At 45.7% G+C, this 25706-nt stretch carries 18 protein-coding genes and 1 pseudogene; 5 read left to right on the top strand and 14 right to left on the bottom strand.

Annotated features, from left to right (window positions below):
• Window positions 1-621: 621 nt before the first annotated feature.
• Entirely contained in the window at window positions 622-957 is a 336-nt protein-coding gene (locus tag NIAKO_RS35900) for a hypothetical protein (protein WP_014223425.1), read from the top strand.
• A 22-nt stretch (window positions 958-979) separates the two neighbouring features.
• Here NIAKO_RS35900 and NIAKO_RS39905 read toward each other — a convergent pair.
• The 3 genes and pseudogenes from NIAKO_RS39905 to proB all read right to left on the bottom strand — a co-directional run.
• Window positions 980-1120: pseudogene (locus NIAKO_RS39905) on the bottom strand (helix-turn-helix domain-containing protein); the annotation flags it as partial.
• Between the two features lie 41 nt (window positions 1121-1161).
• Window positions 1162-2406, bottom strand: a complete 1245-nt coding sequence (locus NIAKO_RS35895) for a glutamate-5-semialdehyde dehydrogenase (protein WP_014223424.1) — start codon at window positions 2404-2406, stop codon at window positions 1162-1164.
• A gap of 10 nt (window positions 2407-2416) precedes the next feature.
• Window positions 2417-3451: a glutamate 5-kinase gene (gene proB, locus NIAKO_RS35890; RefSeq protein ID WP_014223423.1), complete on the bottom strand. Its 1035-nt coding sequence runs from the start codon at window positions 3449-3451 to the stop codon at window positions 2417-2419.
• Window positions 3452-3633: 182 nt separating this feature from the next.
• Here proB and NIAKO_RS39040 point away from each other — a divergent pair, with 182 nt between their 5' ends.
• Complete coding sequence (locus NIAKO_RS39040) at window positions 3634-3804, top strand: hypothetical protein (RefSeq protein WP_014223422.1); 171 nt, start codon at window positions 3634-3636, stop codon at window positions 3802-3804.
• 72 nt (window positions 3805-3876) lie between these two features.
• Here NIAKO_RS39040 and NIAKO_RS35885 read toward each other — a convergent pair whose 3' ends face one another.
• The 6 genes from NIAKO_RS35885 to NIAKO_RS35860 form a co-directional block, all read right to left on the bottom strand.
• A complete protein-coding gene (locus NIAKO_RS35885) occupies window positions 3877-4830 on the bottom strand; it encodes a CvpA family protein (RefSeq protein WP_014223421.1) in 954 nt (317 codons plus the stop codon).
• Window positions 4831-5211: 381 nt separating this feature from the next.
• Window positions 5212-5853 (bottom strand): hypothetical protein, encoded by a 642-nt coding sequence (locus NIAKO_RS35880; RefSeq protein WP_014223420.1) that lies wholly within the window; start codon window positions 5851-5853, stop codon window positions 5212-5214.
• A gap of 245 nt (window positions 5854-6098) precedes the next feature.
• Window positions 6099-8369: a GH92 family glycosyl hydrolase gene (locus NIAKO_RS35875; protein WP_041347684.1), complete on the bottom strand. Its 2271-nt coding sequence runs from the start codon at window positions 8367-8369 to the stop codon at window positions 6099-6101.
• A 337-nt stretch (window positions 8370-8706) separates the two neighbouring features.
• The gene (locus NIAKO_RS35870) at window positions 8707-10356 is read right to left on the bottom strand and encodes a RagB/SusD family nutrient uptake outer membrane protein (RefSeq protein ID WP_014223418.1); all 1650 of its coding nucleotides are present in this window, start codon (window positions 10354-10356) and stop codon (window positions 8707-8709) included.
• A gap of 23 nt (window positions 10357-10379) precedes the next feature.
• Entirely contained in the window at window positions 10380-13406 is a 3027-nt protein-coding gene (locus NIAKO_RS35865; protein WP_014223417.1) for a SusC/RagA family TonB-linked outer membrane protein, read from the bottom strand.
• Window positions 13407-13633: 227 nt separating this feature from the next.
• The gene (locus NIAKO_RS35860) at window positions 13634-14521 is read right to left on the bottom strand and encodes an inositol oxygenase family protein (RefSeq protein WP_014223416.1); all 888 of its coding nucleotides are present in this window, start codon (window positions 14519-14521) and stop codon (window positions 13634-13636) included.
• A 178-nt stretch (window positions 14522-14699) separates the two neighbouring features.
• On the opposite strand from NIAKO_RS35860, the gene NIAKO_RS35855 reads away from it, so the two are divergent.
• The 3 genes from NIAKO_RS35855 to NIAKO_RS35845 all read left to right on the top strand — a co-directional run bounded on the left by NIAKO_RS35855 (window position 14700) and on the right by NIAKO_RS35845 (window position 17775).
• Window positions 14700-15707 carry a LacI family DNA-binding transcriptional regulator gene (locus NIAKO_RS35855; RefSeq protein WP_014223415.1) on the top strand — a complete coding sequence of 336 codons (1008 nt, stop codon included), beginning with the start codon at window positions 14700-14702 and terminating at the stop codon, window positions 15705-15707.
• 205 nt (window positions 15708-15912) lie between these two features.
• Window positions 15913-17574, top strand: coding sequence for a sodium:solute symporter family protein (locus tag NIAKO_RS35850; protein ID WP_014223414.1), 1662 nt, complete (start codon window positions 15913-15915; stop codon window positions 17572-17574).
• 15 nt (window positions 17575-17589) lie between these two features.
• Window positions 17590-17775, top strand: coding sequence for a hypothetical protein (locus tag NIAKO_RS35845; RefSeq protein WP_014223413.1), 186 nt, complete (start codon window positions 17590-17592; stop codon window positions 17773-17775).
• A 27-nt stretch (window positions 17776-17802) separates the two neighbouring features.
• Here the strand turns inward: NIAKO_RS35845 and NIAKO_RS35840 are convergent, their stop codons facing one another.
• The 5 genes from NIAKO_RS35840 to NIAKO_RS35820 form a co-directional block, all read right to left on the bottom strand.
• Window positions 17803-18210, bottom strand: coding sequence for a DinB family protein (locus tag NIAKO_RS35840; protein ID WP_014223412.1), 408 nt, complete (start codon window positions 18208-18210; stop codon window positions 17803-17805).
• Between the two features lie 58 nt (window positions 18211-18268).
• Entirely contained in the window at window positions 18269-19129 is an 861-nt protein-coding gene (locus NIAKO_RS35835) for a helix-turn-helix domain-containing protein (RefSeq protein WP_014223411.1), read from the bottom strand.
• A 31-nt stretch (window positions 19130-19160) separates the two neighbouring features.
• Window positions 19161-20570 (bottom strand): vanadium-dependent haloperoxidase, encoded by a 1410-nt coding sequence (locus tag NIAKO_RS35830; protein ID WP_014223410.1) that lies wholly within the window; start codon window positions 20568-20570, stop codon window positions 19161-19163.
• Between the two features lies 1 nt (window position 20571).
• A complete protein-coding gene (locus NIAKO_RS35825; RefSeq protein WP_014223409.1) occupies window positions 20572-23943 on the bottom strand; it encodes a VCBS repeat-containing protein in 3372 nt (1123 codons plus the stop codon).
• A gap of 139 nt (window positions 23944-24082) precedes the next feature.
• On the bottom strand, window positions 24083-25699 hold the full coding sequence (locus tag NIAKO_RS35820) for a SusD/RagB family nutrient-binding outer membrane lipoprotein (RefSeq protein WP_014223408.1): 1617 nt from the start codon (window positions 25697-25699) through the stop codon (window positions 24083-24085).
• Between the last annotated feature and the right edge of the window lie 7 nt (window positions 25700-25706).

Genomic DNA, 25706 nt, shown 5'->3' with positions numbered 1-25706 from the left:
AAATTCCAGGTTGCCCGGTACTCCCGAACAACCTGGAAATGGAAAAGGCAATGGCTAGCAATCGTTCAGCAACAGGGGTGTTATCAGGCGCCCCTTTTAAAAGAATTTCAGGTAGCTAAAATACCGGTTGCTATAAAATATGAGGGTAGTAAAATGTGCTTTTCTGGGTACTAAAATGTTTACTTCATGGTTAAAGCCTGCTGTTCTCCAACATATTGAACGGTAGCAGCCCGCAAACTGGCGGTTTGTAACACCAGCCAATCGCCCTGTTCTTCCAGCTTCTATTCGGGATAACGTTTTTGAACATTGGTCATTAAACCGGGGGCTGCAGAAAAGGAATCACCGGCAGCGGCGGTAACGTGAATGATGTTATCGTTCACCACCTGCAGTTTTACATTGCCGGGGCTCCGCCTGCCTGGGGCTGGTCAATTCTTACGACCACGCCATCTTCTGTTGTGAATAGGCTACTGACAAGATATAAAAGTCTGTTTCAGGTTTCAGGTTACAAGGCTTTTTCGACGCCATCCCTGCAACCTGTATCTTGAAACCTGGAACCCGATAATTGTATTATAAAATAATTAATACTATACTTGCCTTCTCAAAATTCAATACCCTAAGAAAATGAACGCTAAACATTTTGTGCTGGCATTGCTTGTACTGATTGGAAGCAGCTGTAAACATAAAACGGCAACAGAAAACTCTTCCACGCCCACGGAAACTCCGCAACCTGCCACTCCCCAATCGCAAACTCCTGACCACCATGGGTCCGATGACGAGGAAGACCACAAAGGGCGGCATCATAAACACGAACACGATGATGATGACGATGACGACCGGGATGAAGACCATGACGATCACCATCATGGAAAACATCACCGTTTACCTCCAGGACAGGAGAAGAAATTGCATGGGGATCAATCTGCCAGGGATTATGCACCGGGACATCAAAGGCAGTAGGCAGTAGTGAAAAAGGCCCAAACTATGCTTTCCCTTTTTGTGCATACTCTGAGGGTAGTAGTCCGAATTCTTTCTTAAAAGTGCGGGCGAAGTATTTGGGATTGTTGAAACCAACTTCGTAGGCGATTTCTGAAATGTTGTACTGGCTTTTTTCCAGTAACCGGGCGGCGCGTGTTACAGCTCCAGGCTGTTTTCATTAATATATTATCTAACTTGTCCATTACCCTGTAGCAACCACTTCTCAGTAACCAATTTCTCCAAAGCAAAAGGACCGCGGGCATGCAATTTTTGGGTGGAGATGCCGATTTCGGCGCCGAGGCCCATTTCTTCCCCATCGGTAAACCGGGTGCTGGCATTGGTGTACACAGCGGCCGCATCTACTTCCTGTAAAAAGCGGGCGCAATTCTTTTTGTTATTGCTCACAATAGCTTCGCTGTGTTTGGTAGAATGTTCGCGAATGTGGTCCAGCGCTTCATCGATGTTCTTCACCACCTTTACTGCACATTTCAGGCTTTGGAATTCCCGGTCAAAATCTTCAGGAGTGGCCTGTTGTAAATGAGGATAGCCTTTTAATAATTTATGCGATTTGGCATCGGCAAATATTTCTACCTGGTGCTCATTGAACTTTGGTTGCAACTGTTTCAGGAAAGCGGGCGCTACAGCTTCATCAACAATCACCGTATCCATGGCATTGCACACCGATGGGCGCGATACCTTGGCATTTACTACAATATCTACCGCTTTCTTAATGGAAGCTTCTTTCTCCACATACACATGGCATACGCCGGCGCCGGTTTCAATCACTGGTACCAGGCTGTTCTTTCTTACAAACTGGATCAGCGATTCGGAACCACGGGGAATCAGTACATCTACATATTTGGTAGCGGTAAATAATTCCTGTACGGTTTCACGCTCTGAGGGCAGCAGGGTCACACAATCGGGATCGATGTCATTTGCCTTCAGTACTTTTTTAATGAGGCGGATGGCGGCCTGGTTTGAATTATCTGCTTCGCTGCTGCCTTTGAGCACGCAACCGTTCTGGCTGCGGATGCAAAGCGCCGCAATATCGTATGTTACGTTGGGTCTTGATTCATAAATAGCGCCCACCACACCCAGGGGCACTGCGATCTTATGCAGTAACAACCCATTATCCAGTTTGCGCTTTTCCAGCGTTTTCCCGGCAGGGTTAGGCAACTTGCTGATATTGCGAATGGCGTTGGCAATACCCGCGATGCGTTCCTTATTCAACAACAGCCTGTCTACCCTGGGATTGTTGGGGTCCTGCTTTTCTACGTCCAGCTTATTCGCTTTAATAATGGCCGCGCTGTTCTTCTCCAGTTCATCGGCCAGTTGTAATAAAACAGCTTTCAGTTGTTTATCGGTCGCCTGCCGCAGGTTGATGGCGGCTTTCCAGGTCTTGATTATCGATTGTTGTACACTACTGCTCATCAGGTCTCAATTAAAATATTACAATATCGTCGGCATGCGCCGCCAGTACATTCTTTTGTGAAATGCCATCGCGGATAGCGCCGGCATCCAGTTTTACTTTGGCTACGCCAATGATGCTTTCTTCTTCATCTTTTATCTGCACTACTTCACCCGCTGCAAATTTTCCCTGCACATTGGTTACTCCAACAGTTAACAAACTGCGGCGTTGTTGCAAGGCCCTGACGGCGCCTTTATCAACCGACAGCGTGCCGAGGGTAATAGAACCGCTGGCCAGCCATTTTTGGCGGGCCTTTAAATTCGATTCCTGCGATACAAAGGTAGTTCCGTTTTTACCGGCCAACGCATCGGCAAATGGCGTTGACCCTTTTAGTCCGCAGATGATTACCTGAATGCCCAGGGATGTAGCGAGCCGGGTAAAAGTAAGTTTGGAGGTCATGCCACCCAAACCAAGACTGCTTTTACTGGTTTGAACATAACCCAGCACTTTGTTGTCGATCTTTTCTACCCGGGGAATAATGTTTTTGGCATCATCCATAAAACCGCCCACGGAAGTACAGATCACCAGGGTTTCTGCATCAAAACCTACGGCAATGAGGGTGGCCAGCTCGTCGTTGTCGCTGAACTTAAGCTCCACATTGCTTACCAGGTCGTTTTCATTCACAATAGGTAAAATACCGTTCTGCCAAAAGGCTTCAAAGGTTTCTTTTAACTGAACAAACTGAAACCGGTTGCTGAAATGGTGCCGTTCGCAAAGCGCTTGCGCCACCGGAATATCGAATTTGGAAAATTGTTTCTGGTATAATTGGATCAGCAAAGGATTGCCTACGGCTGCTGCCGCCTTACGTTCAGTAATACTGCCCTTGTAATTTTGAATAAATACTTTTCCGCTGCCCACGGCCCCACTCGATACCAACACTACTCGATGCGTATGAAACAGCTCCGCAACTTCCGACGCCACCTTCTTTATAATGGTATGACTGATTACGCCCTCCTCATTCGTTATCACCGCCGTGCCTAGCTTTATTACAATAACCGGTTTTTGCATGCGCAAATTTAGCTCATAGTTCCCAGTTCAAAGTTCAAAGTTCGACGTTTCCTAATCACTAATTCAACTTCCAGATGTTAGCATATTGTGCAAATAACTCCACAAAAAGCAATACCAAATAAATGAATGTCAACATATTATAACCGGCACATAGTTTTAGTTAATACTTGAAATCTCGTGTTATGATAAAGAAATATTACGGCTTATGTTTTCTGCTGATGACCTTGTTTTATTCAGGTTGCGCCGCTGTTGAAGGCATTTTTAAAGCGGGTATGTGGTGGGGGATATTCTTAGTAGTATTGGTAATAGGGTTGATATTTTGGATTATCAGTAAGCTTTTTGGAGGGAAATAATACTGCTCTCAGTTCTCTGTTCAGAGTTCTCTGTTATTCCCGAACAGTAAACTGTAAACTATGAACTGTAAACTAATTTCTGAATTCCTGTGATATCATGAGCCCATACTTACCGCCATCTACTATTCCAATACCCAAACGGCCAAATTCGGGCCGGAGGATGTTAGCGCGGTGCCCCGGCGAATGCATTAATCCATTATGTGCAATATCCAAGGTGGGCGCCAGTGCAATGTTCTCCCCGGCATTGGTGAATTGCACCCTATCCTCTTTCATGCGGTCAAAGGGTCCTTTCCCGTCGGGCGACACGTGTGAAAAATAACCTCGTTGAAACATATCGATCGAATGCTTGCGGCCAACCTCGGTTAATTCCCGATCCAGTTTCAGGGTATTCAAGCCCGCTTTTATCCGCTCGGCATTTACCCAGCTCAACATCAGTGTTTCCAGATCGGGCCGGGGTGGCGGCGCCATCACTTTAAAGGGAAGGATGACCGTTTCATTGGAACCGGGCTTTACCGTTAACCGGTTCATGGTTCTTTCCACTTCAGTAAATACCAGCGATAATTTGGTTTCTATCAACTCGGCCGGCACCGACAACATAACTACAAAGCGGCTTTGGCGGGTTGTGTTGGAGATGTTATTACTGATGGGCAGGGCCAGCAACAGGGCAGCCACAATTACTGCATGGGTAACACCATTTACAAAACCGGGTATTAAACCCAGCATCTTGTTATCCCAGCGGCCATGCGCCTCCACCGGAATTCTGTACAATGTTTTATTGATAAGCACATTTGTAATTACCCGCATTAGTACATATGTAATTATAAAAGCCAGCGGCAATGCCCAGGAGCCGAGTGCAGGAATATATTTGTTGATAAAAATAGTAGGGTAAGGATAAAATAAAAAGGTTACTGCAATGCTTACAATAAGGCCCATCAGGTACAATAGTTCCACGATAAAACCTTTTTGCCAGCCATCCCACATACCATAGGCTACTATTAACAGTAGCAGAAAATCGATCAGATTCATACTTGCAACCTTTGTTATTAATACTAAAAAACCATGCTCACTGTACGGATTGTAGTTTACTGGTATGGGTCCGGAAGATTTACCTGGGGGCGGATCGTATTGTTGCTAAATATCTACATTTTTAGCCGAAGGAAACTGTTAAAAACAAGAAGGCCCGGATAGAAATCCAGGCCCGTTAAAAATCCAATATCCTATGAAAAACCGATATACTAACGGTGTTCGTGGTTCGTAAATTGTTCCCGGGTAGAAAATATTTTTACAGGCGGATTTTTACTACCCTTTTAACCTGACAATGTGTTGATTACACCTATTAAAATATCGCTACAGCCAGGGCTGTTAACCGCGGTAAATTCACATATTCACACAGCAAAAAAGCTGCTTTTATCGCATGATGCCGGAGTCAACAACACGTCCTACATATTTATTATCCTGCAAAATCCAGGTTACTTCGTACTTACCAATGGCTTCAGCATTTACCATATAAATGTACATGCGGTGCTTGTCTTTTGAGAGGTACACTGCATTATGGGTTTTAATGGTACCGCCTTCTGAATAGGTAAACTCGGGGTGGAACAGATCGGCATAGGCAGCTGGCGGAATGGCAACGGTATCTTTACCATTAAGGATAACATTAACCGAAGAAATAGTAGTGGTTGGAATACTGCCATAGTCGCCATAGTAAGGCTTACCATCTATTTTTACCAGGTATTTCTTATCGTAGTAATAAAACAACTTGTGTTTGGAAGCCTCAAAGGTGCCGCTGGTGATAACCACTTTCTGTTTGTCGCCTTCAAAAGTTATTGAGTGCATATTGTAGTCGGTGGCGGGTAATTTCGGTAAGGGGTCTTTACCCAGGCGTTCGTCGATGCCGCCAATGGTAAAGGTGGCCAGGTCGTCGCGGATCTCGCCTTTGGGATATTTTGTAAAGCTTTCTCTTTTGTTTCTGAGATCGGGTAAGGATTCATCCTGGGCCTGGGCGCCTGCAAATACAACCAGCAGGCACAAGCATAATAAGGAACGCATAGGAATAGTATTGTTGATGGTAGCGAAAATAGGGACAATTGGAGGATTTTGAGCCAAATTTCTGTTAACAAAGGCAGGGGGGAAGTTGATAGAGTTGATAGCGTTGACAAGTTAATAGGTGCCCCCTCTCTCAGAGGAGTACGGTAGATGCCAGCAAGGCCGGAAATAGGATCGTTTAAGTTTTATCTTGAGGTTGCCAAACTCCTCTCCGCCAGCTGGCGGAAGGTCGGGAGGGGACCGCGAATCTAAAACTTATTAGCCGGCCTGGCATTTATGGTGCTACCCCAGTCAGATGGTTTCGCCTGTAGATAAATATCCAGCACGCCGCCCTTCATAATTTCGGTATAGTTGATGTAATTCTTTTGATAGGGGTTGCCATTCAGTTTTGTTTGTTGAATATAGCTATCGCCTGATGCTTGTTTGTGGCAAACGATCTGCAGTTTTTTATTACCGGGTAATTGCAGGGTAATTTTGTCGAAGATTGGTGAACAAAGTAAATGCTCACCCGAAACCGGATCGAGGGGGTACATGCCAATAGCCGCGAATACATACCAGGCGCTCATTTGTCCGGCATCGTCGTTGCCGCTTAATCCGCCAGGTCCATCGCTGTATTCTTCGTTCAGGATCTGCCGTACAACCTGTTGCGTTTTCCAGGGCGCAGCGGTGTAATTATACATAAACGGGATCTGGTGCCCGGGTTCATTACCATGCCAGTATTCGTTTTTGGCAAATAAAGTGTCCAGTGCAGTTTCCAGTGCTTTATGGCTACCCATCAGGCGGGCCAGCCCCGCCACATCCTGTGGAACATAAAACGTATACTGCCGCGGTGTTCCTTCCGTAATATAGGGCTCGCGTTTGTCGGCATTAAAGGGTTCATACCAGTGACCATCGGCATATCTGCCGCGCACCAGCGCTACCCTGCTATCAAACACGTTGCGATAATTAAGCGCCCGCTTGTGAAGCGCCGTATAATCTGCTGTTTTATTCAGTCCTTTGGCTACCATGGACAGCGCATAATCATCGTAAGCATATTCCAGGGTACGGCTCACCTGTTCTTTTTTATGAAAGGCTTCGGGCACACTGTCTTCCATAGGTATATATCCATATTGCAGGTACGAGGGCAGGGCCCGGCGCCCTTTTCCGTTGGTATAATCTTCGTTATTGGGTATATCGAATGCGTTTTGCCGCATCAGCCGGTACGCTTCGTTTACATCATAACCACGAATGCCTTTTGTATAGCTCGATGCAATAAATGCAGTAGCATGATCTCCCACCATGGCGGCGGTATAGCTGTTCCAGCAGGGGAAAATTGGCAACCACCTGCCTTGCTGGCCTTTTAAGATCAGGGACGATACCAATTGATTTATCCTTTCCGGTTGTAAGATCTGTAATAAGGGTAACTGAGCGCGATAAATATCCCACATGGAAAAATCATCGTAGTACTGCCCATTAGCTAACTTACGAACAGGCAATCCGCTGGCAAACGAAGGGTAAGCGCCGCTTACATCGCTGAACAGGCGCGGATGTTGAAAAGCGTGATATAGTGCGGTATAAAAGACCCTTTTATCCTTCTCATTATCGCCCTGCACCTGTATTTGCGATAATGCCTGTTGCCAGGCTTTTTTAGCATTGGATTGAACCGATGCAAAATTCCAGGTGGTGATCTCCGCCAGTAAATTCTTTCTGGCTTCGGCCACACTGCTGAAAGAAGTGCCTATGCGAATGCGCAGCTGTTCACCTTTTTTTAATTTAAAGCCGGCAAACACGCCGCTGTTCTTTTGATTGCGCACACTGTCAATCGCCATTATATTTCCTTCCTGGAAGGAACCGGCATGTACCGGTATTTTTTCAAACTGTAAATAGAAATATCCACTAAACCCGGTTTTGTTACCCCAGCCCTGGTAAATCCGATGGGCGGGATTATAGCCCCACACTTCACCTTTTGCAGCATCGATATACACAGCACTTTCGCCCCGGTCACTGTTGGGGATAACCAGCAGGTATAAACTATCATCGTGTTGCAGGGTGAATTGCATCATGCCACAACGGGCAGTGGCGGTTATTTCCGTGATGCAATCATAGGCGGGTAATGTTACTTTATAATAATCAGGGGCGGTAATTTCCTGGTCATGCGAAAAGGGGGTAGCAAAATTCTGTGTTTTTAATGGCCCCGTAATGGGCATTATAGCTACGCTGCCATAGTCCTGCATACAGGAACCGCTGATCCAGTGAGTACCGCGAAAGCCATTTATGAGACTGTCTTTATAAAAATAAGGGGGAATACATTTCGTTTCTGTTGCCCGGGTTTGGGGCGTCCATTGTGTCATGCCGAAGGGCATGCCTACTGCGGGAATGGTATTGGCATTTTTTTCTGAACCCGCTTCGCTGTGTTTTTGTGCAGCAGTTGTTGTGGAGGAGGCAGTTCCGGCCAACGGTTGAACATATCTGGTTAGATCCTGGCTATAGATAGTTACAGGCAAACAGGTTATAAGTAGTAAAACTAGTTTTAAGTTCATAGTTCAAAGTTTCAGGCCTCCCCCCGGCTCCGCCAACCGGTGGAAGGGGGAGAAATACTGCCTAATAATTTATATGCTTGTCTTCGATTTTCGGGATTTTATATTGCCGCGACGGGGCCTTTGCCTTTTGCCTTCACTACTGCCTGCTGCCTTTCATCCCGGCCCCCTGCCCTAAAAAGAAACTCCAGGCTGGAAAGCCCGGAGGTAATAATTACTGCTACATAATTATGAAAAAGAATTTAGTCTCTTGGATTTTAAAAGCAGTTTCTTTAAAATTGGCCGGACCCTATGGATCGGGCCCGGCGCTCTGTCATCGCCTTTCCTAAAACTAATTATCTCAATAACCTGTGTTCTGTGTCAGTTTAGGGTTAACTGCAAACGCATTGGTTGGGATCGGGAATATTCTGCGATACGCATCTGCGTTTGTTTTGAAACCCCATTTGCCTTCATATTTACCGTACCTGATCATGTCATTCCGGTGCCAGGCTTCCCAGGCAAACTCACGGCTGCGTTCGTTGTAAATGCTATCCAGCGTAATGGTTGCCCATGGCGCCGTTGTGGTACGTTTTGCCCGCAGATCATTAGCCAGCGATAAAGCGGTTGCTCCAAGTGTAGCCGTGCCGCCACGCAAAATAGCCTCTGATTTCATCAATATGATGTCTGAATAACGGAAAATAGGAATATCATTATTCTGATCGCGGGTGGCAGAAGTGGCATCAGGGTAAAACTTGATATTACGGTATCCCATGTTCCAGGCCACTTCATCATTTCCGCAATCGAATGAAGTGGAGCTTTGGCGCAATACAATATTCGGCGTCAGGTCCAACTGATAAGTATAAGGGGTGTTATCTCCTGCATAGGTAATGGCATCGTAACCCGCTTTGGTGGTAGTGATCGTAAGCGGTGTTACGCCGTCGGGCAGGGTTTGTTTGCCCACCAGCCACTGCTTGTTGCGGATGTCACCAGCATCGTTAAAGTAAGCATAGAACTCAGGCAGGGTACTTGCCGGGGCGCCCGGTGTGTAAGGAATACCAAAGTAATTATAGCCTGCTCCTGCAGCCACTTTACCCATCGACCGTGGCACATCGTACCGGGCATGGTAGTTGTTGCTGCGGAAAGGAAAAGTATTAGTGAACGTAGGGTCATAAGGAATGGCAAAAATGAACTCATCCTTACTTCCTGCGGACAGCGGCCCGTTAGCAGGATAAAACGACTGCAAATAAGTGGCCCTGTTGGTTATGCTGTATTTATTTGAATTGATAACATTATCACAGGCGGCAATACACTCGTTGTATTTTTTAGTGCCAATATAATACTCTGCATTCAGGTACATTTTGGCCAGCAGCGCATAGGCCCCGTATTGCGTGAACCGGCCATAAGTGGAAGCATTCACGTCGGTGCTCAGTAAAGGGATCGCTGCTTTTACTTCACTCTCAATAAAGTTGAAGACATCGGCCCGGGGTGATTTATCACGCGGTGCAAAATCGCCATATACCGTATCGATGGGTACATTACCCCAGTTGTCCATCATAAAATAATAAGCCAGGGCACGCACCATTTTCAGCTCGGCAAGGTTCCTGTCTTTGGCCGTACCTGCCGGCTGCGTTTTACCGAGGATAGATAACTCCTGATTCACTACCCCAATAATGGTAGAAAGCCAGTACCAGTTGCCATTTAAATACCCATTATCCCTTGTCCAGGTATGATAGTGCATTTCCATGTTCTGGCCGCCATCGTACCAGTTACCGCCCCGGGCAGGCATAATGCCCTCATCGGTACTGTATGTTTGCTGAAAGAAGTATTCTGCAGCCACATTACCCCTCAATGCTACATAGGCGGGCCCTGAAGCGGAGATAAAGGAAGCAGAATCCTGTGGGTATACATCTGGCGTCAATTCCGTGGTTGCTTTCACGGTTACTTTATGACAAGAAACCATTACGCCAGCAGCCATCAAAGAAGCAACTATATAGATCAGTCTTTTTTTCATAATTCTCAATTTTGCTGGTTAAATTAAAAGGAGATGTTTGCTCCAAATAAGAGCGTACGGGTTTTTGGATAAAAATTGTTGTAATCGATACCCGGCGCTATACCACCCTGGTTCACCTCAGGATCTACCCCTTTGAATTTTGTGATTACAAACAAATTGTTTCCGGTCAAATACAGTCTGAGGGATTTAATATAAGGCCCCAGATGTTTCATGTTGTAACCCAAAGTGGCATTATCGAGGCGTACATAACTTCCACTTTCAATAAAGCGGGAAGAATATTTGTAGGCATTAATATCGGCGGTTGATTCGCCAGCTGCATCAACCAGAATATTGGTGTATTGCGCGGTACTGGGGCGAAACAGGTCTGCACGGGTAGCGTTGAAGATCTTGTTGCCGAATACACCACGGAAGGCAATGTTCAGGTCAAAATCCTGGTATTTAAAGTTATTGGTCCAACCCAGTAACAATTTAGGTTGCGCATTTCCGAGGTAATGATAATCAGTTCCACGCAGCGGATTGGTGGTCAGTGTTTTTCCATCCTGGGCCAAATATTGGGAGATACCAGCAGCGTTCTTACCTTGATAATCCAGGGAATAGAATTGACCAAGCGGATGTCCTTCTTTTAACAGTTGGAGCGAAGCACCCGACTGACCGCCGCCTTCAGGAAAACCTACAGCCAGTGAGTCGCCACCCGGAAACAGGGGACTCTTTAAACTGACGATCTTGTTGTCATTGTGCGCCAGGTTCAAATTGCTCGTCCAGGTAAACTTACTGTTTGAAACAATAGTACCACTGAGCGCCAGTTCGATCCCTTTATTATCCATGATGCCACCGTTTGCAACGATAGAACCAACAGGAACCAGAATAGGATCGACATTGTACTTATAGATCATATCGGTTGTTCGCTTTTTATATACATCAATTGAACCACCCAGCTTACCCTTCAGCAAAGTGAAGTCTACACCTATATTGGAGGTAGCAATTTGCTCCCATTTCAGATCGGGATTAGCAGCTGCAATGGGGCCATATGCTGCGGCCTGTGCGCCATTATAATAATAAGTACCCTGGGGTCCCATTATGAATTGTGCCGTATAAGCGCCGAAACCAAAGGCGTTACCGGTAACACCATAACTTGCCCGCAATTTCAGATCGCTAAACAAATCTTGCGATTTCATAAAATTTTCTTCGCTTATGCGCCAGGCTGCAGCCACTGAAGGAAAATACCCCCATTGATGATTTGCACCAAATACAGAGCTGCCATCCCTTCTTAATGATGCCTGTAAAAAATACTTGTCATTGTAATTGTATTTCAACCGGGCAAAATCCGAGATCAACCTGATCTTTTGATAAATACCATCTGCTCCCAATCCAATACGGGTTGAATAAGCATACGGATTGCTTAAGGCCAGATTTTGGTATCCTATATTGTCGACAGGGAAGTTATACGTAGTTACCTGGAAGCCATCACCGTTTACATTTTCCTGCCAGGAGTAACCCAACACCGCATTCACGCTATGTTTTCCAATAACTTTATCCCACGTAAAGTATGTTTCCAGGATCTTGCTCGAATTGCTGTAAGCCTGGCGGGTAGCCTGTCCGTTTGTACCGAACGCCTGCAATCCATGACCATAGGTTGTGGGGTCAGGATTGTCATACATGCCATTATAATTGCTCGTGAAATATTTATCGAGGTAAGAACCGTATAAATTCGAGTTGTTGATGTACGCCACGTTCAGGTCGTAAGTAAGGCCAAAGGGCAGTTTTGCCTGAGCAGTCAAATTGGCCAACAGGTTGTTGTATTTATTGTTCTGCTGGCTATGGTTCATCATGGCCACCGGGTTGTAATAACCTGTTTTGGTAAAGTTCTCGAAATAAGTACCATCGGGGTTCTTTACAGGCGACACAGGCAGATAGGTAGCTGATTGCAGCAGTACCGTATTCCTGTAAGGGATATCATCTGCATTATTATTCGAATTGGTAACGTTAAGCCCCAATTTCAATTTATCGTTCAGTAAGAATTGTTCAACAGACAGGCGGGCAATGATACGTTGCAGATTACTGTTCTTTAAGATCCCCGGCTTGCTGAAATAGTTCAAACTGGCGCTGTAGGTACCATGATCGCCACCGCCACCGAGGTAAATGTTGTGGCTTGTTGATACGGCTTCATTGCGCTGTATTTCTTTTTGCCAGTCGGTATTGGCGCCTTTGTCATCAAGCGGTGTAAAGGCCAGGTTGTTCTTTGACAGGAAATCTCTCAGTTGGCCGGCATTCATCACTTTGAGCCTGCTGGACACTTTTTCAAGGCCTACAAACCCACTGTAAGAAACCTGGGGCTGTCCTCTTTTACCTCTTCTGGTTGTAACAATAATAACGCCGTTGGCAGCACGGTTACCATAAATGGCTGTTGCAGCGGCATCTTTCAAAATGTCCATGGAAGCGATATCGGCAGGCGCAATAACCGAGATATCAACACCGGGAACGCCGTCTACTACATAGAAGGGGCCGCCAGGACTATTGATGGTTGATGCACCACGTACAATCACGGCAGCCGGTCTGTTGGGATCACCACTGGCGGTGACGTTCAGGCCCGGCACTTTACCTTGCAATAACTGCCCAACATCGGCAATGGCGCCTCTGTTCAGATCTTCGGGTTTAACAGTGGTAATGGCGCTGGTTAACGCTTTTCGCGAAGATTTACCATAACCAACCACTACAATGTCGGTCATAACCGTTGCAGCGCTGTGCATAGTTACATTAACCGGTTCTGTACCTGATAAAGAAATTTCCTGGTTGTCGAGTGATACACCACTAAAAACCAGTACGTCCCCTTTTTGTGCAGGGATGGCGAAGGCGCCATTCGATTTTGTACTGGTTATCATATTCTTTCCTTTTACACTGACCGTAACCCCGGCCATAGGATGGCCCGATGAATCTCTTACCGTTCCGGTCATTTGGGAGTTTTGCGCCAGCATACAAAGCGGCGATATCAAAAGCAGCAGCAACAGGTGAATGCCCGCACCTTTCGGGAGCGACTGACAAAGCAATCTCATAACAAAAGTTTTAGGTTAAGTGAATTAATCTTCCATTCAGTTTCTTAAAGAGAGTTTAAGTGTACCTGATACATTTAAATGTAAGCCGATAAAAACACACACAACATACCTGAGTATTGTGTTTGCATAACGATACACGCGCCGATCAGTAAACTGCACACAAGGCCAGCTCATTTGATCATTGCTGATAAAACAAGGAGTGGATAAAGTTCGAGGGTGGAGTAATGTTAAAACTTAATGGTAGAAGGAAGGTATTTAGCTATCAAATCTTCATAATACGGCCTAAGCTGCTTCCAGTCTGGTGGTGTAGGATTTTTTGAATACAAGTCATATGGATTGAACAACTTAACCCATTTCAGCATTTCACGATCATGGTCATCTAACAGGTGGTCATAAGCGCCTTCCCGGTGCCAGGCATAAAATGAATGGTAGCGTAACATATAAAGGCCAGGCTCGGGCAAATAGTCCTTTAACATCTGGTATACATACTCATCATGTCCCCATGACATGTTTACATTGCGCAAGCCGCAACTCTGCGTATATACTCCTAGTTTAGTGCTGAAAACAGGATCAGTGTAATCGGTATTGTTCTTAAAAAATTCAGGATAGACTATTTTATCGGAATAAGCGCAACCAACGGGGAATGTATCGCCCACTACGGCCCATTGCGGTTCGCCAAACAGGCAAAGTACCTTACCCATATCGTGCATCAAACCGGTCAGTACCATCCAATCGGGGTGCCCGTCAGCGCGAATGGCTTCGGAAGCCTGTAACAGGTGTTGAAACTGATCAAGATCTGTATCAGGGTCAGAATCATCAACCAGCTGGTTCAGGAAATTAAACGCGTCCCAAACACTCATTTCCTTACGATTGAACCCTAAGAATTCCTTCCTTTTTTCCTGTACAAATGAATACGTTTGATGAGTATGGTTCAACCGGTAAAATTCCTTTACGGTATCCCGGGCGGGATCGTCATAATTCCGGTATTCTTCTTTTGTCTTGTCTTTAACTATTGAATCGGGATCGGGGTAACGTTGCAGTACATCATCTTCCCATTCGTCCAAACTTCCAAGCGGATTGATCTCTTTCTCTGTGAATTTACCAGGAGTAGCCATAGCAATCGTTTTATAAATAATTTATGACTTGTGTTAGTTTCTGGAACTAAGTTCAACTTTTTTGCTAAAGATTGTTAGCCTTCATTTAACTTTATTTACGAAAACGGTTGCGAGAGATTGCAGCATTTTGCATGATAAAACAGTCTGTAAAACAAACAATTAAGGCGGTAATTCTTCAATGAGTAAAGTAAATATAAAGGTCCTGGCCGACCAGTTGCAACTATCAGTTTCCACTATTTCGAAGGCATTGCGCGATAGTTATGAGATCAGTGATGAAACTAAAAAGAAAGTAATGGAGCTGGCTACGCGGTTAAATTATATACCTAACCCCTATGCCAGCAGCCTGCGCCGCAAGAAAAGTAAAACCATTGCAGTAGTGCTGCCCGAAGTGGCCGATAATTTTTTCTCCCTTGCCATTAACGGTATTCAATCGGTTGCTGAAACCAAAGGCTATCACGTACTTATATATCTATCGCATGAGAAATTCGCAAATGAAAAAACCATTTTAGAGGATTGCGCAAGCGGTCGCGTAGATGGGGTATTGATCTCTATCTCAAGCGAAACAAATTCGGCTGACCATATCAATAAGTTGCAGGCAAATAATATTCCCGTTGTTTTTTTCGACCGGGAACAGGAAGGCACTGAAACAGCGAGGGTAACTACCAACGATTTTGACTGTGGTTTGATGGCTGCCAATCTTTTACTACAAAAAGGCTGTCATAAACCTGCTTTCATTTCCGTTTCAGAAAGCCTGCCCCTTCTTCAAAACAGAATAAATGGCTTTAAAGCGGCTTTGAATAAAGCCAGCATTCCCCAAACCGATCAGCAGATCGTTTACTGCACTGATAATGACAGCATGTATAAACAGGTAAAATCATTACTGCAAAGTGGCCACCGCCCCGACGGACTGATCGCTTCAGTAGAGAAAATTGTTACCCCGGTTTACCTCGCCTGTCACGAGCTGAACATCCGCATTCCCCATGATCTTAAAGTGATTGCGTTTGCCACATTAGATACCGCGCCTATTTTGAATCCCCCGCTCACCACCATTACCCAACCTGCTTTTGAGATCGGTAAAGCCGCTGCTACACTGCTATTCAAGGGAATAGAGAAAAGTACGTTTGACTTGAGGCGGGAGCGGGTTGTAATCCCCTCTGTATTAATTGAGAGAGAATCTACTATGTAGTTGCAAGTCGACAGGGTTGATAGCATTGAGAAGGGTTCGCCGCGTCGCGGCTGTTTGCCTTCTGCCGTCTGCCGTTTTGCCGGCTGCCTTCCCTCGCAATCGTATTCGTAAATATTTACACTAAAACATGATTGCAATCATATTAATGAAATGAAAGAAATATATTGCGTGTAGAAACTAGCTATCACACAGTTAACGATTGCGCATGAGCCTACATTTTGCCGACTACCTGATCATCTTGGTCTATTTCATCTTTGTTATTGGGGTTGGATTCCTGATTAAAAAGAAAATCAAATCAAGTAACGACTTCCTTACCAGCAGCCGAAGTATTCCACTTTGGATCACCAGCCTGGCTTTTATCTCCGCCAACCTGGGTGCACAGGAAGTGATCGGCATGGTTGCTTCCGGGGCCAAGTATGGCATTATGACCGTACACTTTTATTGGGTGGGCGCTATTTTCGCCATGGTTTTCCTGGGTGTTTTTATGATGCCTTTTTATTATGGAAGCCGCGCTCGCAGCGTTCCTGAATATCTTTCTCTTCGCTTCGATGAAAAAACAAGAGGGTTGAACGCCATCTCCTTTGCAGTTATGACTGTTTTTTCGTCGGGCATTTCTTTATATGCCCTGGCCAAATTAATGGAAACCATCCTGCATTGGGATTTCGATATTTCCATTTGGGTATCGGCCGGCATTGTAATGGTCTATACTTTCCTGGGCGGTCTTACCAGCGCAGTATATAATGAAGTATTACAGTTCTTCCTGATCGTATTAGGTTTATCACCACTGGTTATAATTGCGTTGCAGGATGCCGGTGGCTGGGACAATGTCAAGCACCTGCTGCAACCTGAAATGACCCATGCCTGGAAATACATGGGTAACGCCAACGATAATCCGATGGGCCTGCATTTTATGTCGCTGATCTTTGGGTTGGGCTTTGTAATGTCGTTTGGTTACTGGTGTACCGACTTCCTGGTGGTGCAACGGGCCATGATAGCAAGAAACATGGGCGATGCACAACGCACACCTATTATTGCCGCCATCCCCAAAATGATGATGCCTTTAATTGTGGTGTTACCTGGTGTCATTGCCATTACATTAATGCAACCGGCCCTGGCATCAAAGGGGTATCGTATTCCCACGGCCGCCAACGGGGAACTTGACTACACCATGACCCTGCCTTCACTGATTGCGCACTACTACCCTACCGGTATTCTGGGTGTGGGCATCACAGCGCTGATCGCTTCTTTTATGAGCGGTATGGCTGGTAACGTTACTGCCTTTAACTCAGTATTCACGTTCGATATTTATCAGTCGTATTTTGTAAAGAACAAAAGCGACCGGCATTACCTGTTGGTAGGAAAAGCCGTTACGGTGGTGGGTATTCTTATTTCCATTGTCACTGCCTACATTGCCAAGAGCTTTAATAATATCAACGATTTTCTGCAACTGGTATTCGGGTTTGTGAATGGTCCGTTGTTTGCAACATTCCTGTTAGGTATGTTCTGGAAACGCACTACCGGGCACGGCGCTTTCTGGGGGCTGGTTGCAGGCACCCTTGCTGCCGCTGTTACGCATGGTGTTACCATTGCCGAAGGCAAAGGCGGCTGGATAGCGCCGTTGTATCCCATTAAAAGCGGCATGGGACAGGCATTTATTGTTGCCGGCGTTTCCTGGATCTTCAATTTCTTTACGGCCATTATAGTAAGCCTGCTTACCAAACCCAAACCTGATGAACAATTAAAAGGGTTGGTGTACTCTTTAACAGAAAAACCCAAATACCACCAGCAAAAATGGTATTTGCGGGTGGTACCGTTGGGCATAGTACTTATAGTAATTACTCTTTTGCTGAACTTTATTTTCTTCTAACAAAACATTGTTGTCATGTTAAAAAAATTAAACGATCTGCAATTTGTCATAGGCCTGTTCTTTTCCGTTGTTTCGGTGATCCTGCTGTTGAACGAATGGATGAGTGGTTATGGAAATAACCTGAATGTCTATACCGGATCTGGTTTCCTGGTGTTTGGTTTGGCTATGATGTTGTTCAAGGGGAAAGGCAGTAGGCAATAGGCAGCTACCGGTGACCGGCGGCTTACACTAATAAGTGTATTCCGGTGGCTCTACGCCAAAGGTTCTTAAATAAATAACCGCCTGGCCACGGTGATGCGTGATGTGATCGAGCGTAGCGTGCACACCGTTGCCGGTTTGTTCATTACCGGGCTGATTTTTGATGGTCTTCAGCAACGTATCGTAAGCGTTGGTAAGCCAGGTTACTACTTCTTTTTTACTTGTTTTTACTTTTGGCGGATCCCAATCCGTTTTCTTACCGGTGATGTAATTATCCTGCCACCACTGGATGCCATAAGCGATATGGTTTAATAATTCGCCAAAATCCCACCCGGCGCCTGCCGGTTTGTAATGATACTCCTTGTCGGGCATGGCATTGGCCACCTGTAATGTGTAATTCTTTGAATTTTCGACTGTTAACAATAATTGATTATTCATGATGCTATGTTTCCGGCAAAGCTATTCCGCCATTGGCCAAATGACTTAAGAAATCCTGCTATTTTAAGGTGGGTGCTTCAACCTGTTGCCGGTAAGTAGCAGGCGGACAATTATATTTCTGTTTAAAAGCGGCGGTAAAATGTTCTACACTATTAAAACCTGAAGTAAAGGCAACATCGGCCATAGGTTGTGTGGTATTGCGCAATAATAACTCGGCATTCTTCAGCCGGAGTGTCAACAGGTATTGATGCGGCGAAGCCGATGTAAAGGTTTTGAACAACCGGCTGAAATGAAAAGGACTTACATAACAATGTGTGGCAATCTGCAGCAGGGAAATATCTTCAGTAAAATGATCGGCCATGTACTCCTTGGCCCTTTCCAGTGTAATCAAATGATTCTTCTTTAAACGCGGATTGATCTTCAGGTCTGGTTTGTAATCGGTGATATTACTCAACACTTTTTCAATCACCTCAATTACGGCATTGTCTATTTGCAGCTTGCTGCCCGAGCGGGTAAGCACCAGCTTTACAATGTGAAAATGCAGGAACTCCGTTTCTGCACTTGTTTTAATGAGCGTGGAATGCCAGTCGTTATCCTGGAAGAAGGGAATGCCGCCATAATGTTCGAGCAGGGAGCCAAAGAAATCCTTTTTAAATTCAAAGATGGTGCATTCGTCGGGTACATCGTGCGTGTGGGTTACCGTGCGTTCGTAATTGGGTTTGGTTACCAGTACGCAACCGGTATATGAATCGAGGGAACGCCGGAAAACGTTGAACAGGAAATTCCCCTTGCGCACAAAGCTGATGCAAAAAGTGGCATTGTATTCCGGTTTTGAGGTACGGCAATCGGTACACCGGCACCGGAAATCCATGATGCGGTAAAAATCAGATTCGTATAAAGTATGAATGTCGGCATCCATGCATTAAAGTTACGAATTGTAAAAGAACCCATCAGGGCTTTAATGGCTGAACGCCGGCCGATTTTAGCCGGCCTGCGATAAATCTACCGATCTGTTTACCCTGTTGTTGTCCGTTTTCGATGGCATCGCGGTAATGGATGCCGCCGTACAGGCGCGAGATGGCCGCTTCGGCAGCCGCATGTCTGAAGGATGCGAATGAACGGGCGGGAATTTCAAACAATTCTTCTGAGTTGTCAGTAAACATCAACTGATCGCCGAGCAGATACGTAAGCACTTCTGCAGCGGCGGTTGACACCACACTATGCCCGCTGGTGTATTCGGGGAAGGGCGGCGTTTGCAGCAAGGGCTGCCATTTCAGGTTGATGTAACGGTTGATATAAGTTTCCGGGCGAATGCGGTTAGAGCGGTATTTCTCATCCCAGCAACTGATAAAGGCATCCATGATGGTGATGCCGGTAAGCATTTGCACCGTGATGGTTTCGGCAAAACTCAGATTCGCTTTTTGCGCGGCAATGGCGGCAATGTTCATCCAGTGGCCGCCAGGGCTGATCTTTTTAAACCCGATTGACATATGTCCCGACGTAGCCACCACAAAAGGATTGCAATCCCAGAACGAAGCGATGTTCAACTGCTCGGCCGTGGGTTTTACAGAAACATCATACACTTCTTTGGCCAGGCGGTAAAAATCGCTGTTGCTGTCTTTGCTAAAGGTAACGGGTGGCAATGGAACAAACTGGTTACAGGAATCTATTACCAGCGGCCGGATGGTTTTCCAGTTGGGCTCTACCGCTTCCATATAAGCAGGGGGTGTTGGATACCAATATGCATCGCCTTTTACGGGAGTATAACGTAACTGGGCGCTTAACTTCCCATACCGGTCGGTTTTGGAATACTCTACTATCCGGGCCGCCAGGTAACTACCCACTGCAACCGAACTGTCAATTACAGCACGGGAAACCTTTGTGTTCTGTTGTTCGGCAATAAACCGCGCCTCGTCGTCCTGCAGTTGATAACCTGAAGGCAGCATCAGCCTGCCCGTTTCCATAATACAATAAATAGCTGCAATACGATGATCGTACTGTTTTGAAGGCATGGGGATAGCAGACCGCTTATATTGATTCAGGAAATTGCCCAGTGGTATCATTGACGGATCGTGCTGGGAAATGATCTCGTACGCGCCCAGCATACAATAGGCATAATAACGGGCAGCGGCTGGTGGGTTTACCACATCATGCATCATTACTTTTGATAATGAAAAAACGGCTGGTTGCAAATACCGGGTAAAAATGTTTTCTTTCTTCCATTCTTTTGTTTTTACCGCCATGGTTTGGGCAGTGGCCTGCTGAAAATGAAAGCACACAAAAAAACAAAGTATGCCGACGCCTGTTACCAGACGCCGGCGTGACAATGTACCAAACAAATAAAGGTGGCTTAAGGGCATACTACTGTACTTTATAAAATTGCATGGGGCTGTTACACACCCCTGCTATAATATATTTTTCATTCCTGGTTTTTAATTCCACGGCGGTTTTTACATCCCCTTTTACATCCAGTCCCGATTGAGGCTGGCTGACATAAGTGAAATTCCCGTGGCCATCACCGGTAAGCAAACAACCATAACTGGCATCGATGCAACCGAACTTTAACCGGTTATCGGAATGGTTGCCGAACAGCAGGAGGTCTTTTTTACCATCGCCATTAAAATCATCGGCAATGATGTTGGTGACTACAGAGAACTGCGCCTGCACAGGCAATTCAACCGGGATCATTTTTCCATACTTATTTAAAAAAGCCCTGCTGCGGGTTTCTGTTACCTGCAGGCGTCCGGCTTTTGCCAGTTCTTCCTTTGTAAAAATATCGTTGATGGTAGCGGTTGAATACGCCGCATAGGAAGTGAAGACCTTGCGCATAGGATAGATCTGTTCATTCAATTCATCGCGGCTTACAAACGGGTAACTTTCACCCTGAATGTAATAGGTAAAAAAGGGATCGATGGACCCATTGTTATCGAAGTCGGCATAATACAACACCCCGGGTTCTTTTTCCGATAGGTGTAAACAGGAGTTCAACCCCAGGTTACCGGCAATGATGTCGTCGTAGCCATCCTGATCCAGATCGGCTATCTGCAACGTAAACCAGAAACCATTGGCTGGTTTATCAAAGTACGAACTGGTTTTATCTACAAACCCGGTTGGCGTATTCATAAACACAGTTACCGGCATAAACTCCCCACACAGCACCAGGTCTTTTCGTCCGTCTTTATCAAGGTCAACCCATTGGGCATCGGTGACCATACCAATGTTCGAGAACGGCACTTTAGCAGCAGTAAACTGTCCCTTGCCGTTGTTCACCAACAGGTACGAGGTAGGCGCTAACGGATAACGGCCTGGTATCACCCGGCCGCCCACAAACAGGTCTATATCGCCATCGCCATCAAAATCACAAGGCCGTACACACGATTTACTATTTGCGTTTACATTGGGCAATCCGCCCATAGCCGTTTTGAACTGCCCATGGCCATCGTTGAGATACAATTCATCCTGCAAGGCTACCGAGCCAGGTTCATACAATCCGTATCCGCCTTTAGCAACATACAGGTCCTGGTCGCCATCGCCGTCCACATCCACAAATGCTGCGGCCGAAATGGTGGAGGTGTTCTCATCGCCGATGACGCAATCCGGCGCTTCGTAAAATGATCCTTTTGCATTTTGAATATAGATCCTGCCGGCTTTGTTTTTATCACCGCTTACAAACAGGTCTTCGAGTCCATCTTTATTTACATCGCCTTTTGCTATTACCGGTCCGCATTTTGAATACATGAACAGCATCAGCAACTGGCGTTTAAAATCATTTTCACTTTGGTCTGTATGGGTATAGGTGAATAATTTACCGGCAGGTGTAAAGATGGTTTTGCCGGCATATATGGGATCGTCGTCGATAACAGGTTTGGGTTGATCGTAGTTAATAGTGAGTTGCTGATTAGCTGCTACCCGGGTGAGTAATTGCACGGTACGATCGGGCCAAATGATCTTTATGGAATCAACGGTAGTGGTGCTATCGAGCCCAAAATGCAGGCGCGTGGTAACGCAGGATAAATAGCCGCGTGTGGGGTTTAGCTCTTCATATTGCACGCCATGACGATCGTACACATATACTTTTGTGCCAAGCGCAAACCAGTTTGGTTTTTTATAATGTAAAATAAGGGAAAGGTAACCGGCCTTCGAGCTCTCCCGTGCGGTGTTCCTGTACACAAACGCATTCTCATTAATGTTATTAACCACCAAATCAAGATCACCATCGTTATCCAGATCTGCATATACCGCCCCTGATGAAACAGACGGCTTATCCATCCCCCATTGTTTCTGCTGGTTGGAAAAGGTGCAATTATGGTTGTTCCTGAAAATATAATTTATAACTGAAGTTGAGGGCATGGCGCGAATGAGGTCCATGAGTAAAACCGGTTCGCGGTCTACTGCTTTTTTAACCTTGTAATCGCCCCAGTAACGTAAAAAGTCTTTGTTTGTATAGTCGCGGAAATAACCATTGGTAATGAACAGGTCTTTGTACCCATCGTTGTCATAATCGGCCATCAGGGGGCACCAGCTCCAGTCGGTATTTGAAACGCCGGCCAGTTGGCCGATCTCGGAAAACGAAGCCTCCCCCCGCCCCCCTCCAGTGGAGGGGGAGTTGGATACCTCGCGATTAACATTCAAACCTCCTTCCCGGTTAGCCGCCGAGGGAATAATACCATTATTCAGTTGCAGCATATTACGCATATACTGCGGGTTTAAGCCCTGGTTCACCATTAAAGAAAAGGATTCATAGTTTTCCTGCAACTGTAATAATTTCTGTCGCCGGTTGTCTTCGGGCAACATATCGAGCGTAATAATATCCGGCAGGGCATCATTGTTAAAATCGGCAATGTCAACGCCCATGGAAAACTGCGACAGGTAACGCAGGCTTTTATCGGCTATATTAGTAAATGTGCCGTTGCCATTGTTGATGTACAGGTAATCAGGCTCGTTGTAGTCGTTGGTCACATATACATCCTGCCAGCCATCTTTATTAATATCGGAAATGGCTATACCCAGGCCAAACGTTAGTGGATTTTGCCGGAGGCCTGCTTTTTTGGAAACATCTACAAAATGATTGTTCTGATTTTCGTAGAGTTTATCACCGGCCAGTTCATCTACATCATCCCGATACCGGGCAAACTCCATGTTATCGATCTTCTTTACGCTATGATTTAACAGGAACAGATCGAGATCGCCATCGTTGTCGTAATCAAAAAATGCAGCCTGGGTGCTATAGCTTTTATCGTCGAGGCCATAAGCGGCCGCTTCTTCTCTAAACGTGCCATTGCCCTGGTTAATGAATAACTGGTTCCGGCGCATATCGTCGGTGACCTTGCCGGAGTAACAAACATAAATATCCAGCCAGCCATCGCCATTTACATCGGCCATGGTGGCGCCTGTTTTCCAGCCACCGGGTCTTCCTGATAATTCTTTGCATGCTTCTTTGGTAATATCCCTGAATTGCAGGTTACCCATGTTCTGAAACAACTTGTTCTCACCCATATTCGAGGTCAGAAAAAGATCTTCCAGTCCGTCATTATTGATATCCCCCACAGCCACGCCACCACCATTATAAAAATATTCATACGCCAGTACATTCAGATTCTCAGTTTCACTGATATGATTCTCGAATTTTATGTTGGTTTGTTTGGGTGAGAGGAGTTCAAAAAGCGGAGCTTGCCCCATTACTCTTGTTGTCACAAAGAATACCAGGGTGGTATGGATGGCTAATCGGATCATAAGCATAAAGAATGAGAAGTAAGAAGTAGGATATTCAACCTCGTCAACATGTTAACTTGTCAACATTTCAACCTACTACTTCCTACTTCTTAACTATTACGAAAAATCTGTATCAACTATATCAACCCTATCAACTCGCCTACTTATCCCACCACATCTTCGAAATCCAATCATCTCCACCATTCAAATTACTCACGCCAATTTTATAATTGGCCGGGTTGGCGGTTGATTCTGTTGTGGGGTATAATTGCCGTCTGGGTATTTGTCCTTTTGAAAAATTACCTACATATACAATCGGACTTAAAGCCGGATAGCCCGATCTTTTCCAGTTATTCCAGGCTTCCACGAAATTCATCAGGATACCAGTGGTTGCCCAGTATTGTTCATTGATCATTTTTAAGGAAGCATTCAAAGAACTTACATCCAATGGATGGGCCGTTGCATAGGCATCAGCATCTGTTGGACTAATAACGGCGCTGGCCCCAAAAGGAGTCAATGATTGTAAAGCTGCAGAAAGCCCATTTTTGTAATGCTGGGCAGCAGTAGTGGCCCCTACATTCCAGCCTCTTGCTTTTGCTTCGGCTAACAGCAGTTCTGATTCGGCATACGTCAATACAAACTGCGGACTGCTCAAATTTGTATAGATGGCAGTACGTGGCCGGCTGTATAAGCCAATAGGAGTAAAATCGCCGCCGGTACCTGAACCACCGGGATAACCGGGTGCTTTGCTGATATCAGTGGCGCCTCCATTAAGGTCCCAGCCATTGGGCAGGCCCATTTGCTTTGAAAATGTATTATCACCTGTTTTTGTTGGGTCCTGACTGGCAGCCAGTCCGGCGGGTGGTATTTCGGCAATAACAGGTACGCGGGGATCATTGACAGCTTTCAAATAATCCATCAGCAGTTTACTCCATCTTACCTGGTAGTAATCGGCGGGGGTAATCAACGAGCGGGAATTTTCACTTTGATAACCATTGGAATAATCTCCTTTAATCCAGGCATCTTCCGAAACGGATGCCAGGGTTCCGCCGGCAGCTGCTTTTTCGGCCCATTTTTGTGCCGTGGCAATATCCACTTTGGTCAGTCGCATAGCAAGGCGTAACATCAGTGAATAGCCAAACTTTTTCCATAAGGCCACATCGCCTTTGTACGGGAACAGGTCGGCGGCAGGTTTCGCTTTTGTCGCATCGAACTTCGACAAGGCGCCATCCAAATCGGCAAACATGGAATTATATACATCCTGTTGTTTATCATATACAGGCGTTGTTACATTAGCAGATGCCTGCAGAGCCTGGGAATAAGGAATATCGCCATAAAGGTCAGTAATGTACTGCATGCACAATACTTTCATTACCGTAGCGGCGCTTACCACATTTACCTTGTCGGCATTGGCGCCGTAATTCTTTATAATTTCCTGGTCAAGCCGGGCACCTTTATAACCCAGGTCCCAACCGCGGCCGGAATAATCGTTGGTATTGCCCGATGCTACATATTTATCCATATTGCTGTAATAGTTGGCAGCACCTGAGGAGGTTGAAGCAAAGATCTGCGCCCAACCACTCTGAAACAGGATGGAACCATTATACCCGGTTATGCCATTTATATAATTATACTGACTGCCCGATAAAAAGTAGTCTGAGTTAAAATTGGAAGGCGGGGTTTGTGTTGGATCGGTATTTATTGTTTCAAAGTCTTTGGTACAGCCCGTTACCAACAGCACTACCCCCACACTTATATAGAGAAGTAATTGTTTCATTGTTACG

This window comes from Niastella koreensis GR20-10, from assembly GCF_000246855.1.
Lineage (GTDB): Bacteria > Bacteroidota > Bacteroidia > Chitinophagales > Chitinophagaceae > Niastella > Niastella koreensis.
This window is presented reverse-complemented; position numbering and strand designations above follow the sequence as displayed.